The sequence below is a fragment of the Ulvibacter sp. 2305UL32-6 genome (assembly GCF_058148545.1).
The window spans coordinates 75676-90008 of sequence record NZ_JBYVKA010000004.1 but is presented as its reverse complement, the minus strand read 5'-3'; the positions used below and the strand labels follow the sequence as shown (position 1 = coordinate 90008).

Below are 14333 nucleotides of genomic sequence, written 5' to 3'. Positions count from 1 at the left end.
TGGGAATTATGAATCTAAATGTATTGAAGCGAGCGGCTTGCTTAGTAGCCGTGCCCCTGCTCCTATTTTCTTGTAATACTTCCAAGAAAGAAAAGACTGAGATTTGGATTGGCGGAGAAATCGTCAACCCCAAGTCGGATTTTGTTATTCTTTCAAAAGGTAATTGCGTGATTGACACTTTACGTCTAGACGCCTCCAATCATTTTATGTATACTACTACTTCTTTGGAGGAAGGCCTTTACTCGTTTCGTCATAGTGAATTTCAGTATTTCTACATTCAACCGGGAGACAGTTTATTACTTAGGGTAAATACAATGGACTTTGATGAATCTCTTACCTATACAGGAACTGGAGCTGATCGCAATAATTTATTGATGGAATATTTTCTTCTAAATGAGAAGGAAGACCAAAAAGTAGCAACTTGGTACAATTTGAGTCCGGAAGTATTTGAAGCGAAAGTAGATTCACTTCAAGACATTCGTGAGAATATTTATGCCGAATATCGAGCAGATCATGAGGTTTCCAGCAATTTCAGTCAATATGTTGAAGCGAGTAATGAGTATGACATTTATACTATGAAGGAGTACTACGCTTCTGTTAATATCAAGAACGGTAAAGGTGAACGAATTCCGAAGGAATTTTTCAGTTTCAGAAAAAACATAGATTACGGAAATGAAGATTTACGATTCTTCTATTCGTATTACACATTTTTTAGTCCGCACTTTGACAATCTAGTGTATGAAAAGAACAAGGGTAAAGATCAGTTTTACGATAAACGATCTTATGAACACAACGCTGCCAAGATCAATTTAGTAAATGAAAAGATCACCAATGATTCTTTAAAGAATAATCTGTTACGCTCTATTGCTCGCAGATATTTACTTAACGAAAAAGACTCAAAGAATCAAGCTGAGATGGCAATGCTGTTTAATAATTTGAGTACAAATAAGGCGCATAAACAGGAAATAGGTTTATTATCATCTGCTACTATTAGCCTAACCCCAGGCAACAAGATCCCTGAGATCATGATTGTTTGTTCGAATAACGAAACACAACCCTTAGCATCTATTTTAAAGAAACCTACTGTACTCTATTTTTGGTCGGGGCGCTCAACAAAGCACTATAAAGAAATTCATCTTAAAGCATCGGAACTCAAGGGGAAATATCCTGAATACGATTTCGTTGGAATCAATACTGACACTCACTTTAAGAAATGGCGTGCTATGATAATAAGATCTGGTTTTAATAAGGAGTATGAATATCAGTTCGATAATGTTTCTGAAGCGCAACGAAAATTAGTGCTCAACTCTTCAAATAAAGCCTTTATAGTTGATAAAGATGGAGTGATCATCACCAGTAACGGAAATCTCTTTACTGACGAAATGGAATCACAATTACTCGCCTCCCTTAATTAAAAAAGCCTTCCAAAGTAATTGAAAGGCTGTGTTTTAGTATCTGTATTAGACTAATTCCCTTTGTTGTAATCTTCTAAGAATTTTGCTAGTCCTATGTCTGTTAATGGGTGATTTAATAGACCTTCAATAGAAGACAGCGGTCCTGTCATCACATCAGCACCTATCTTGGCGCATTCCAAAATATGCATGGTATGTCTAACCGATGCTGCAAGGATCTCTGTTTCAAATCCGTAGTTATCGTAGATAAGGCGAATTTCAGCAATAAGATTTAAACCGTCTGTAGAAATATCGTCTAACCGACCTATAAAAGGAGAAACATAAGTTGCACCAGCTTTGGCCGCTAATAAAGCCTGACCCGCAGAAAAAACCAACGTACAGTTGGTTCTAATCCCTTTATCAGTAAAGTATTTTATGGCTTTGATTCCTTCTTTGATCATTGGAATTTTAACGACAATTTGAGGGTGTAATTCGGCTAAAGCTTCACCTTCACGAACCATCCCGTCAAAATCGGTTGCAATAACTTCGGCGGAAACATCTCCCTCAACGATATTACAAATCTTCACATAATGCTTTAGGATATTATCGTGACCCGTAATACCTTCTTTGGCCATCAACGAAGGGTTTGTTGTAACGCCATCGAGCACCCCAAGATCTTGGGCTTCGCGAATTTGATCTAAGTTTGCTGTATCAATAAAAAATTTCATGATGTGTTTTAATTAAGATTTCTACAAAAATAAGGAAGTCGGTTACCTATGAGTGTATTAAACCCAAAAAGTTATGAGCGGAGCTGTTGATAAGGTTACGGGTATTTATAGCAAGAGGCATATCTAGCGGAAGCTAACATTTGAGTATGGAGAATGGAATATGGAATATGGAATATGGAATATGGAATATGGAATATGGAGTTTAACTGTTCTGTCCTATTCACTGTTCAACGAAAACTATAACTTATAATGTTTCATCAACATGCGTTCGTACATTTTGTCTGGGAGTATTCGCTTTAAAACGATAGAAAATTTTTGTAATGAAGCACCTACTTTATAATGAATCCGAGGTGAGTCACTCGCAATAACTTTATAGATAGCACGTGCCATATGACTAGGATCTTCTCCTCCACTTACATGCTCATTCATCATCGCCAGCGTATTTCCGTAGTCTTTTTTATACGGTGAGCCTTCTAAAACTGGAGCATGATACCTTCCTGCAGCAATATTGGTCGCAAAATCACCAGGAGCCACATTGGTCATTGAGATCCCAAACTGTTTTACTTCCATACGATACGCTTCCGTGGTAATTTCAAGCGCCGCCTTGGTGGCCGAATAGATCCCACGATATGGCAGTCCCATATAAGCAGCAATAGAAGTAATATTAATGATCTGTCCGTTGCCCTGCTTTCGCATCTGCGGAATTACGGCATGCATCACATGGAGTGGCCCGTGAAAATTGGTGTCAAAAGCTTTTTTGATCTCAGCATCTGGGGTTTCCTCGATAGGCCCAGTAATTCCGACACCGGCGTTATTAATAACGACATCAAGCCTTCCTTCACTAGCAATGATCTTTTCTATCGCCTCAGAAATAGATACAGGTGCTGTTACATCAACTTTCAACAGTGTAAAGGAAACTTCCTCCTTATATTTCTCTGGACTCCTACTGGTGCCATACACCGTCATTCCTTTTTCCTGAAGAAAACTTCCAATGGCTTTACCTATTCCAGAAGATCCTCCGGTAATAAAAACGACTTTCGACATATAAATGAGTTGAAAAGCAAAGATGCATTTACCGCAGTTGTTTTGCAAATAAAGTAGTAGAAATATTGATTGTTGTATGATTGTAGCTTGAAGTACAAAGCGGCAATTGGTGGTTTTAATGCAAATTGAAACCCAGAATTTAGCGCATAAAAAATGGCAAGCTACCTACATCACACCGCTACGACCATCTACCCTTGCTGTGTTCCCACCCTGGGGGATTCAACAGGAGCTGGTTGTGTAGGACTTGCCGCTGCAAATATACGCTCCTTTTAAACTTTTCGCAAGCATTTTAACCATCAATTAATATTAATTATCTTGCAAAAAAAATGAGTGTCCCTTATGAAAACAGCTAAGTTATTCGCAATTATCTGCTTACCTTTTTTAATTGCCAACTGCGGAAGTAATTCCGAAGCAAAAAAGAATCCTTTTAGTCTAAAAATTACTAATGCGAAGACTAAATATGAGACCAAAGATGTTCTTTCAGTAGCACTTAGCAATAAAAAGAATCTGGATATTGACTCGGTTGCATATTATATTGATGCCGAAAGGATCTCTTCGGAAGCAACTACGGCTGCTAAACAAATTTCGCTTGCAGATCAAAAGTTAGGAACGAGAACGATTACGGCTAAAGTCTATTCTGAAGGTGAAAGCTATGACACTGCCGATTCCTTTATTATTGTTTCTTCTATAAAACCGAAGCTGTATACCTACAAGATTTTAGAAACCTACCCGCATGACATTAAAGCCTACACACAAGGAATTGAATTTGCTAACGATACTTTATACGAAAGCACTGGGACCTACGGCCTATCTTCGCTTCGGAAAACTGACTACAAAACAGGAGAGGTAATTCAAAATATCCCTTTAGACGATAAAAAGTTTGGTGAAGGAATTACCATCTTAAACGATAAAATCTATCAACTCACCTGGCGCGAAAACACGGGATATATCTATAATTTAAAAGATCTTAAGCAAACTGGAACCTTTGTTTATGGCGCAAGTCATGAAGGCTGGGGACTATGCAACGACGGTACAAAAATTTATAAAAGTGATGGCACAGAAAAGATCTGGACCCTCAATCCTAATACGCTTGCTGAAGAAAGCTATATCGAAATATATACCAATACGAGTAAAATTAAAAGTGTAAACGAACTGGAATGGATCAATGGTAAGATCTACGCTAATGTTTATGAACAAGGCTCTATTGCTATTATCAATCCTGAAAATGGAGCTGTTGAAGGTGTGATCAACTTAACTTCGCTAAAAGATAAAGTAACACAGCATCCCGATCTAAATGTTCTAAATGGTATTGCTTATAATGGTGAAGAAAATATCCTCTATGTGACAGGTAAAAACTGGGACAAGCTTTTTAAAATTGAAATTATTGGGAAATAGCTGGATGATCAACAACAGAACATGTGTGTTAGTAATTTAGCATTTCGTCCCTATTCCATATTCAACCCTCAATATATATTCTTAAAGTATATTACACCGCTCATTATTCTATATTTTCCCTCACTCAAATGACCCTTTCACTCATTGGTCGTTGTATAGCCCTCTGTATTTATCGTGCTTTGGACTATAAAACGAAACCAAATGAAAAAGTCACTTACCATCCAAATTCCAGAGCCTTGTCATGAAGATTGGGCCAAAATGACGCCAACAGAAAAAGGAAAACACTGTGCTGTTTGTAGCAAAGAGGTTGTCGATTTTACTAGACAATCTGATGAAGCCATTGTAAAACATGTGTTAAAAAACAAAAATGCCTGCGGTAGATTTACCTCCAAACAGATCAATCGCGAACTCGTCTTGGAACGTAAATCGACCGCGAGCTTAGCGCCATACGCCGCTTCATTGTTACTTCCACTCACTTTGCTAAACGGACAACAAGCTCATGCGCACGGAAGCGCTCCTGTAAACGAAAAACCGATGATCTCTCTCGGAATAGGCAGCCATGCTTCAACTGCCCGGGTTCGTGTGACAATCTCAGGGACTGTAACCGATATCCATGGAAATCCGTTGCAAAATGCAGAAGTAACCGTACTTGAAACAAGTATGAGTACGCGTACCGATGCTTCTGGATATTACTCCATAACTACTTTAAATGACAATACACTGATCTTCCAAAAAGGATACTTAGATCAAAAAGACATCCAAATTGGAAGAAAAGACGCCAATATTGATGTTATACTAACTGAAACTTCAAAAACGGTACGCGTTACCGTAGGAAAAATCCGCTCGATTAACGTCCCCAGCACCAAAGAGAATGTCGAAATATGTGATCTTACTTCCGAAGAAGACATTGACGAAGTAGCTTCAGAAGCGGTGATAGAAGAAAAACCTTCCAAAGCCAAGACAATTACCATCTCAGGAACCGTAACCGATGATAATAATATACCGCTTCCAGGAGTCAATGTCATTATTAAAGGTACAAGTACGGGTACCCAAACCGATTTTGACGGGAACTACAGTATGGATGTCGTACCAAACAAAGTACTCCGTTTCAGCTACGTTGGTTTCGAAACGCAGGAAATAACTACAGCGAATATTAATAATAACATTGATGTACGCTTAATTGAAGATTGGGTATTCCTTGGGGAGGTGGTTATGACTGGTGGTATTTCCTTTCAAGATTCGGGTCCATCGGTTGGTTATGCAAAGCCAGAAGCTAACCAAGGCTCTTCCGAACGTCGCGCATGGAAGAAAAAACTCAAGGAAGCACACGACAATGAAATTGAATTCAAACGTATTAAACGTGAACGGAGAAAGAAACGTAACCAATAGAATCTTTCGTTCTCCACAATAAGTAGCTGCATAAAAAGTTATATTTTTACTGAAAATTTACTTGCATGCGATATTTATACGGATTGGGCATACTGTGCTGTTTAGTTTTATGGAGTTCTTGTAGAAACGACTTTGAAAGCGTTCCTAGCACTGGAAATCTTGAATTCTCAAGAGACACAGTGTATTTAGACACCATCTTTTCGGAAATTGGCTCTAGCACCTACAATCTGAAGGTTTACAATCGAAGCGACGAAGACATTAATATTCCTTCTATTCGCTTAGGACAAGGTGAAGAATCTTTTTATCGTTTAAATGTCGATGGATTACCAGGAAAAACATTTCAGGATATCCAAGTCATGGCAAAAGATAGTATTTTCATCTTTGTTGAAACCACAGCCGACATCGAAGTACTTTCAGACACAAGTCTTGAGTTTCTTTACACAGACAAGATTCTTTTTGACACTGACGGAAACCAACAAGATGTCGACCTTGTTACCTTAGTAAAAGACGCTGTTTTTCTCTTTCCAGAGGATCTTGGTGACGGCATGTTTGAAACGCTCAACTTAGGTCCAGACCCCAACAACCCTGATGAAGATGTACTTATTGAAGGCTTCTTTTTAGACAATAGCGAACTTAATTTTACCAACGAAAAACCATACGTGATCTACGGCTATGCCGCTGTAGGCGCTGGAAAAACATTAACAATTGATGCGGGTGCTCGTGTTCATTTTCACGAGGGAAGCGGAATTCTAGTAGGAAATACAGGTTCTATCAAAGTAAATGGCGCACCTAGTAACGATCCTGAATTGATGGAAGGAGAAGTTATTTTTGAAGGCGATCGTCTGGAACCTCTTTTTGAAGATGTTCCTGGCCAATGGGGAACCCTTTGGCTTACCGCAGGAAGTACCGACAATGTTTTTACACATACTACCATTAAAAATAATGTCGTCGGTATTTTAATGGATAGCAATGATGGCGGTACAGACCCAACCCTTACACTAAAAAACGTTCAAATTTATAATGCTGCCAACATTGGCTTATTAGGAAGAACAGCGAATATCGATGGCGAAAACTTGGTGATCAACAACTCGGGGCAAGCTTCTTTGGCTTGTTCTTTTGGAGGTACTTATAATTTTAGACATTCTACCTTCGCTAATTATTGGACCAATAGCTTTAGAACATTTCCAGCAGTGCAATTAGATAACTTTATCGATACGGGAGATGGTATTATTCCTGAAGATCTCCTCGCCGCAAACTTTACCAATTGTATTATCTACGGAAATGAACGCCGCGAATTAGGCCTTGTAGCTAGCGATGACGCACTATTTTTATACAAATTTGAAAATTGTTTGATCCGTTTTGAAGATCCAAATGACGAATTTTTAAACGATCCGTTATATCAATTTGGAGACAATGATCTTTTTCCGGGTCTTGTTCGGAATACAGATCCTGTTTTTCAGAACACTAACCTAAATAATTTTAATATTGAAAGTGGTAATTCTGGCGCCGAAGGCATCGGAAAATCAGGCGTTGCTCCTGCTCAAGATCTCAACGGAACAAGTAGAGACGCTATAAATCCAGACGCCGGAGCTTATGAAGCAACAACTTTTCCAGACGGAGACTAATTATTTTAAAACATATAAGCACAAAAAAAGCCCGATCAAATGATCGGGCTTCTGTTTTCTTAAGAAACTGAAAATTATAGTACTCTTACGTTTACCGCGTTCAATCCTTTTTTTCCTTCTTTAAGCTCAAATTCTACTTCGTCTTCTTCTCTAATCTCGTCGATTAAACCAGAAATGTGTACAAAATGTTCTTTGTTTGTGTCGTCTTCAGTAATAAAACCAAAACCTTTGGTGTTGTTGAAGAACTTTACTTTGCCTGTATGCATTATATAAATTTAAAAATTAATGAATGGCAAATGTAATAGAATAAATCTAGATATTGTAAAAAATCGAAAATATTATTAACAACTAACTATTTTAGGATAACAAGATTACAACTGTTTATTGGTCGATTTTTCAACTGAAGTCGCATGATCCTTAACAACATACCAGCTACCATCGATCTTTTGCAAATCGTAACTTATCACCATTCTATTGTAATAGGGTTTCCCATCTCGCTCTGGTTCACGATACATACTTTCAACAATCACAAAAGCTAAATCCTGCCCTACAGCTTGATCCACAATGGCAGTTTCAAAAGTCCAATTGGGCATTGCAAACCATTCGGTATGATAATCCATAAAAGCATCAACTGTTGTCATTGTTTCAGTTTGTGGTAGAATCAAGAGCATATTTCCTGAAGGTGAAAGTGTTTTCCGCAAGCTCTTTAGGTCGCGACTCGAAACCGCATTCAAATGGGTCTCCATAACCGAAAGACAATCGGCTACGTTTTGTGCCTTCGCTTTTATGGCGTCTTCGGAAGTTTCCGAAGAAATCATTGTATTTGTCTCATCAACCGTATCCTTACATGAAATGGCAACATAAGTTAGTAACGCAATAAACAGGAACCGTAAAGCTTTCATATCGATTGATTTATAAACAAATATAAGGAGTCACCCTTAAAATCAATAAAACTTAGCACTTTAAAAGACAATCATAATTATTGTTTCTACGCTTTGCTGTGATTTGCATCACCTAATAATCACGCGCGTCTGTATCTAAAATAGCATACATATAATTGTCCATCCAACCAGATGCCAACGGAAGAATTTTACGGCAGGTGCCCTCACGCCGCATTCGTAATTTTTCGAGTAACGAAACCGATCGAGAATTTTCAACCGCTACGCCTGCTTCAATTCGGTGTAGATGCAGGTCGCGAAAACTGTAACTTATCAATGCTTTTACAGCTTCCTGAGCATAGCCGCGACCCCAAAATTCTGGAAGTAAACTATAATGTATTTCGCCTTTTTTATACCGATCTGGTGAAAGATTCATCCCCATGGCTCCTAAAAATACATCGCTTCCTTTTTTTGTAATAACCCAACGTTTCCTGCAATCGTCAAGAAGATCGATCTCAAGCAAATGCTTTGTAACTTCAATATCGTTTGGGATACCAATAGTATTAAATCGCGCAACAGCAGGAAAAGAATTCAATTGATGAATATTCTCGAGATCTGTTATACTTTGTTCTTTTAAAATTAAACGTTCAGTTACTATTGATTCCATGAAAATTTACTAGGTTGTAAATAAAAGTAGTTCGTCCTCAGACGTATTGTCAAAGGTATAGGTTCCCTCTTGATGTAGCCCTAATTTTTCCAATAGTTTAATTGAAGCTGTATTGTTAGGAACCGTAAAACCCAGGATCTTTCCATCTTTAAACCAACTTGAAGCGCGGTTCATAACTGCTTTAGCCGATTCATAGCCGTAACCCTTTCCGAGATAATCGGGCAAAAAAGCAAATCCAATGTCTGGATGATCCAAATTATCGCGTTTATAAATTCCACACGAACCAATTTTCGCCCCCGTCTCTTTTAACACAACCAAATAAGACCCAAAACCATTGGTTTCGTAACTTACAAAATGTTTTTCTTTCAGATAGGTCGCCGCCTCTTCCACTGTATGCACATTTCTGTCACCTATATATTTCAGCCAACCCGGACTGTTAAACAGCTCCAAAATAAAGGGTGCGTCTTCCAATGTGTGCTTCCGTAGCAGCAGGCGTTCAGTTTCCAAAGGAATCATAAATGTAGTTTCCATATCTTACAAGTACGTTATTTTTTACTAGTTTTTAGACGGTAGATCGCTCTCGGGTAATCAAGAATATTGACCTTCTCGCCTTGTAATTCTTTTAAAGCATCCCTCGCGATCCACTGTGCCGTCTTGCTATTTTTATTTTCTTCGGAAATTTGAATAGCTGTTTGTATTGCTAACTTCCGTAGATCTTGATTGCGTTTTCCAATACTGCGTAACGCCCAATTGACCGCCTTTTTAACATACAATCGGCTATCGGAAGATTCTCGCAAAAGTATCGGCAGAAATGATGAAAACAATTCATTCCCCGAAGTCTTATCAGCCATGCAATAGGATGCCAAGGTCGCGAAAGCCGCTCGTTTTTCAAATTCAGCTTCGCGTGTTGACCATTCTTGTATTTTTTGAACGGCAAACCGACTCTTAGAAAAAAGTCCCATCGAGAAGCTATCACACATCTCCCAATTCTCAAACGTCACAACCCATTTTTCCATGAGCGCTTCGGTTACATCCTTGGGTTTAAAAACTTTACTACAAAGTAGGCGTGCTTCGTAGATTCCCGTATCGAAAAGCGCTAAGGCAAGCTCGTTATCGCTTCCTATTTCTTTGGCAATGTCCTTTATATCTTTGATATAAATACCCAAGGCATTGTTCGCAATTATCCCAAACTTCTGCTGCTTAAAAAGCACCTTGTCTGAATCGGCAAGAGCGTGAAGACGTGATAAAACTTCTGCCAGAGTCACAACAAAACTATGACGCAAACAAAGGTCGTCCAGCCATCATGGTATGGACTTTCCCAACAATTGCTTCCAATTTGGCATCATCTTCAAAGTTGGTAATTACCTCATCGATAAGTTCCACAATCTCTTGCATATCACTTTCTTTTAAACCACGAGTGGTAATAGCAGCTGTTCCAATTCTAATTCCGCTAGTCACAAAAGGTGATTTGTCATCAAAAGGCACCATGTTTTTATTTACAGTGATCTCAGCTTTACTTAAGGCTTCTTCAGCTTGTTTTCCAGTGATGTTTTTATTCCGAAGGTCAATAAGCATCATATGATTGTCTGTTCCACCACTAATGATCTTATAGCCTTTTTGCACAAAAGCTTCAGCCATGACCGCTGCATTTTTCTTCACCTGAATCATATAATGTAGAAACTCATCTGTCAATGCCTCTCCAAAAGCGATCGCTTTGGCAGCAATGATATGCTCAAGCGGTCCCCCTTGATTACCAGGAAAAATACCGCTGTCTAATAAGGAAGACATTTTACGTAAGTTTCCGTTCTTTAATTTTTTTCCGAAGGGATTATCAAAATCCTTCCCCATCAAGATCATTCCTCCTCGGGGTCCGCGTAAGGTTTTGTGTGTTGTAGTGGTAACTACATGACAATGTGGAATGGGATCACTAATGATACCTTTTGCGATAAGTCCGGCTGGATGCGCAATATCGGCCATGAGCAATGCGCCTACTTTATCGGCGATCGCTCTAAATCTTTTATAATCGATCTCACGGGAATATGCCGAAGCACCGGCAATGATCATTTTAGGTTTCTCTTTAATAGCGATTGCTTCGATCTTATCATAATCAAGCATTCCTGTCGCTTCCTCCACCCCGTAAAAAACCGGATTGTATAATTTTCCGCTAAAATTTACCGGAGAACCATGCGTAAGGTGCCCTCCATGCGACAAATCAAATCCTAAAAAAGTATCTCCTGGCTCTAAACAGGCGGCAAAAACAGCTGTATTTGCTTGTGAACCACTATGTGGCTGCACATTGGCATAATCTGCGCCAAACAATGTTTTGGCACGATCAATAGCTATTTGTTCTACCTCATCAACTATTTCACAACCACCATAATAACGCTTACCAGGATATCCTTCGGCGTATTTATTAGTTAAAACCGAACCCGCGGCTTCCATAACCTGATCACTTACAAAGTTTTCGGAGGCTATTAATTCGAGTCCGTTTAACTGTCTTTGTTTTTCTGCTTCTATAAGCTCAAATATCTGTTCGTCGCGTTGCATAGTTTTATGAAATAGTTAAATAAATTCAAAAATACTAAAAGCTTGTGGTTACTTGTTCAGAAATTATATATTTGATTAACATTTTACCAACAAAAAACAAACCGCTATGCCTTTAACTGCCAATGACCCATCTCGTAAATCGTGGCTGAACGTACCAGAAAATTCAGACTTCCCCATTCAAAATATTCCGTTCGGTGTTTTTTTAACCCGTGATGATATTATAACCATAGGAACCCGAATAGGTGATACTGCTATTGATCTAGGAGCCTTGCACCAATTGGGTTACTTTGCAGGAATTGATCTTACTGAAGACATCTTCCTTCAGGATACACTCAACGATTTTATTGCAGACGGCCGAAAAACTTGGCGTCTAGTACGTAATAGAATTTCCGACATCTTTTTGGAAGGAAATGACGAACTGCGAAAAAACAAACAGCATTGTCTTGACATTTTATTTCGTTTAGATGAAATTGAAATGCAACTTCCTGTGGATGTTGGTGATTATACCGATTTCTACGCGAGCAAAGAACACGCTACCAATGTAGGTTCACTCTTTCGTGACCCAGAGAATGCATTATTGCCAAATTGGTTGCATATTCCTATTGGTTACCACGGAAGAAGTTCTTCCATTATTCCTTCAGGAACACCTATAAGACGCCCTATTGGGCAAACCAAGCCCGGCGAGGATGGCGTACCTAATTTTGGTCCGACGAAATTACTCGACTTCGAACTAGAAATGGCATTCATTACAACAGCTACAAACGACTTAGGAAAACGCATTCCTATTTCCGAAGCAGAAGAAAATATTTTTGGTCTCGTATTATTTAATGATTGGAGCGCCCGTGATATTCAGGCATGGGAATATGTACCTTTAGGTCCTTTCCTCGGAAAGAGCTTTGCTTCCACCATTTCTCCCTGGATCGTTACCCTTGACGCTATACAGGCTTTTAGAACCGACGGACCAAAACAAGATCCGAAACCGCTCGATTATTTGAAGCAAGAAGGTGCTATGAATTATGATATTAAACTGCAAGCAGCTATCAAGCCAAAAGGTAAACTGGAAACTGTAGTATCTAATTCAAATTTCAAGTATATGTACTGGTCCATGGCCCAACAACTTACACACCACACAGTTAATGGTTGTAATGTGCGTAGTGGCGATATGATGGGAAGCGGAACCATTTCTGGACCTACCAAAGATTCTTATGGCTCGATGCTTGAATTAACTTGGCGCGGACAAAATCCAATAAAATTAAGAGATGGATCTGAACGCAAGTTTATTGAAGATGGCGACACAGTCATTATGCGGGCATACTGCGAAAACAAAGGACTTCGCATTGGTTTCGGCGAATGCAGCGGCAAGGTGTTACCTGCAAAAATTTAAGACGAATCACTACTACCCCGGCAACTTGTCGGGGTTTTTTTATAAGTTTGGCACAGCTCTTGGATTATACCATGTGAACCAATATTTCACGTTATGAGAAAATTCTACATTATTCTTACAGCAGCCATCCTTTTGGTAGGATGCAACAGCGCAAAACGCAACGAGAAATTGTTGGCGCGCGGAGATTACGATAAAGCCATTGAGCTTGCAGTAAAAAAACTACAACGCAATAAAGATGGTTCTACCAGCGACACACGTATTGGGCTTTTGGAAGAGGCCTTTCAAAAAGCGATGGAAGAAGACAAACGACGTATCACCTTTTTAAAAAAATCTACCAATCCGTCTGCTTCCAAGGAAATTTACTATACGTATCAAAACATGGAGTATATTCAGGATCAGATCCGTCCATTACTTCCACTATATAGCAAAACCTTGAACAGGAATGCGCGATTTGATATTGTAGATTATAGTGATGCCATTATTTCGGCAAAAGCAAATTATGTAAGTTATATGTATGACGAAGCAAAAAGCTATATGCAGCGAGAAACTGTTATGGACGCACGTACTGCCTACAATGTGCTTTGTGAACTGGATGAATTACAACCTTCCTATAAAGATGTCGTTCAATTAAAACAAGAGGCTCATTTCTACGGAACCGACTTTGTGATCGTAAACTTAAAGAATCGCAGCGGACAAATAATCCCACGCAATTTAGAACGCGAGTTACTCGACTTCAACACCTATGGTTTAGATGATTTCTGGACCGAATATCATAACGAAGCACAACAGCAAATAGACTACAATTATGCTATTGACCTTATTTTTAGACAGATCGCCGTTTCGCCAGAGCGTATTAAAGAAAATGAGGAACGACGCACAAAAAGAATTAAAGACGGCTGGGAATATAAACTAGACAGAAACGGAAACGTAATGAAAGATAGTTTAGGAAACGATATTAAAGTAGATAAGTATATTAATGTCTCTGCCCGAATTACCTTTACCGAACAAACAAAATCGGTTTTAGTTGGTGGTGATGTTTTATATCGGGACTTAGTACGTAACCGGGACATGGATCGTCATCCTATGACCTCTGAATTTATTTTTGAAAACACTTTTGCACGTTTTCGCGGTGATGAACGGGCATTGACATCAGATGATAAAAAATGGCTCCGCAATGATTTTGTACCTTTTCCATCTAACGAACAGATGGTATACGACTCGGGTACTGAAATCAAGGAACGATTTAAAGTGATACTTTCAAACAATTCAATACGATAAAAAAAGG

General features: G+C 38.9%; 14 protein-coding genes and 1 other RNA gene. 6 read left to right on the top strand and 9 right to left on the bottom strand.

The window, feature by feature from the left end; translation table 11 throughout:
* Window positions 1–8 precede the first annotated feature (8 nt).
* A complete protein-coding gene (locus ACY2RU_RS13190; RefSeq protein WP_490138939.1) occupies window positions 9–1415 on the top strand; it encodes a TlpA family protein disulfide reductase in 1407 nt (468 codons plus the stop codon).
* A 50-nt stretch (window positions 1416–1465) separates the two neighbouring features.
* Here ACY2RU_RS13190 and fsa read toward each other — a convergent pair whose 3' ends face one another.
* From fsa to ffs, 3 genes are all read right to left on the bottom strand, one after another.
* On the bottom strand, window positions 1466–2119 hold the full coding sequence (gene fsa, locus ACY2RU_RS13185; protein ID WP_490138938.1) for a fructose-6-phosphate aldolase: 654 nt from the start codon (window positions 2117–2119) through the stop codon (window positions 1466–1468).
* Window positions 2120–2356: 237 nt separating this feature from the next.
* Window positions 2357–3163: an SDR family oxidoreductase gene (locus ACY2RU_RS13180; RefSeq protein ID WP_490138937.1), complete on the bottom strand. Its 807-nt coding sequence runs from the start codon at window positions 3161–3163 to the stop codon at window positions 2357–2359.
* A 151-nt stretch (window positions 3164–3314) separates the two neighbouring features.
* Window positions 3315–3413, bottom strand: an RNA gene (gene ffs / locus ACY2RU_RS13175) — signal recognition particle sRNA small type.
* An 89-nt stretch (window positions 3414–3502) separates the two neighbouring features.
* Between ffs and ACY2RU_RS13170 the strand changes: the two genes are divergently transcribed.
* The 3 genes from ACY2RU_RS13170 (at window position 3503) to ACY2RU_RS13160 (ending at window position 7572) form a co-directional block, all read left to right on the top strand.
* Window positions 3503–4558, top strand: a complete 1056-nt coding sequence (locus ACY2RU_RS13170) for a glutaminyl-peptide cyclotransferase (RefSeq protein WP_490138936.1) — start codon at window positions 3503–3505, stop codon at window positions 4556–4558.
* Window positions 4559–4759: 201 nt separating this feature from the next.
* Window positions 4760–5947 (top strand): carboxypeptidase-like regulatory domain-containing protein, encoded by a 1188-nt coding sequence (locus ACY2RU_RS13165; protein WP_490138935.1) that lies wholly within the window; start codon window positions 4760–4762, stop codon window positions 5945–5947.
* A gap of 65 nt (window positions 5948–6012) precedes the next feature.
* Window positions 6013–7572 (top strand): hypothetical protein, encoded by a 1560-nt coding sequence (locus ACY2RU_RS13160; protein ID WP_490138934.1) that lies wholly within the window; start codon window positions 6013–6015, stop codon window positions 7570–7572.
* A gap of 74 nt (window positions 7573–7646) precedes the next feature.
* On the opposite strand, the gene ACY2RU_RS13155 is transcribed toward ACY2RU_RS13160, so the two are convergent.
* The 6 genes from ACY2RU_RS13155 to glyA all read right to left on the bottom strand — a co-directional run bounded on the left by ACY2RU_RS13155 (window position 7647) and on the right by glyA (window position 11664).
* Window positions 7647–7838, bottom strand: a complete 192-nt coding sequence (locus tag ACY2RU_RS13155; RefSeq protein ID WP_490138933.1) for a cold-shock protein — start codon at window positions 7836–7838, stop codon at window positions 7647–7649.
* 105 nt (window positions 7839–7943) lie between these two features.
* Window positions 7944–8474, bottom strand: coding sequence for a YybH family protein (locus tag ACY2RU_RS13150; protein WP_490138932.1), 531 nt, complete (start codon window positions 8472–8474; stop codon window positions 7944–7946).
* Between the two features lie 112 nt (window positions 8475–8586).
* Window positions 8587–9117 carry a GNAT family N-acetyltransferase gene (locus ACY2RU_RS13145; RefSeq protein ID WP_490138931.1) on the bottom strand — a complete coding sequence of 177 codons (531 nt, stop codon included), beginning with the start codon at window positions 9115–9117 and terminating at the stop codon, window positions 8587–8589.
* Window positions 9118–9126: 9 nt separating this feature from the next.
* Window positions 9127–9648 (bottom strand): GNAT family N-acetyltransferase, encoded by a 522-nt coding sequence (locus ACY2RU_RS13140; RefSeq protein WP_490138930.1) that lies wholly within the window; start codon window positions 9646–9648, stop codon window positions 9127–9129.
* Between the two features lie 14 nt (window positions 9649–9662).
* Window positions 9663–10382: a DNA alkylation repair protein gene (locus tag ACY2RU_RS13135; protein WP_490138929.1), complete on the bottom strand. Its 720-nt coding sequence runs from the start codon at window positions 10380–10382 to the stop codon at window positions 9663–9665.
* A gap of 7 nt (window positions 10383–10389) precedes the next feature.
* Window positions 10390–11664, bottom strand: a complete 1275-nt coding sequence (gene glyA / locus ACY2RU_RS13130; protein WP_490138928.1) for a serine hydroxymethyltransferase — start codon at window positions 11662–11664, stop codon at window positions 10390–10392.
* 106 nt (window positions 11665–11770) lie between these two features.
* Between glyA and fahA the strand changes: the two genes are divergently transcribed.
* Both fahA and ACY2RU_RS13120 read left to right on the top strand, forming a co-directional pair.
* Window positions 11771–13048 (top strand): fumarylacetoacetase, encoded by a 1278-nt coding sequence (gene fahA / locus ACY2RU_RS13125; protein ID WP_490138927.1) that lies wholly within the window; start codon window positions 11771–11773, stop codon window positions 13046–13048.
* 93 nt (window positions 13049–13141) lie between these two features.
* Window positions 13142–14326, top strand: coding sequence for a hypothetical protein (locus ACY2RU_RS13120; protein ID WP_490138926.1), 1185 nt, complete (start codon window positions 13142–13144; stop codon window positions 14324–14326).
* Window positions 14327–14333 lie beyond the last annotated feature (7 nt).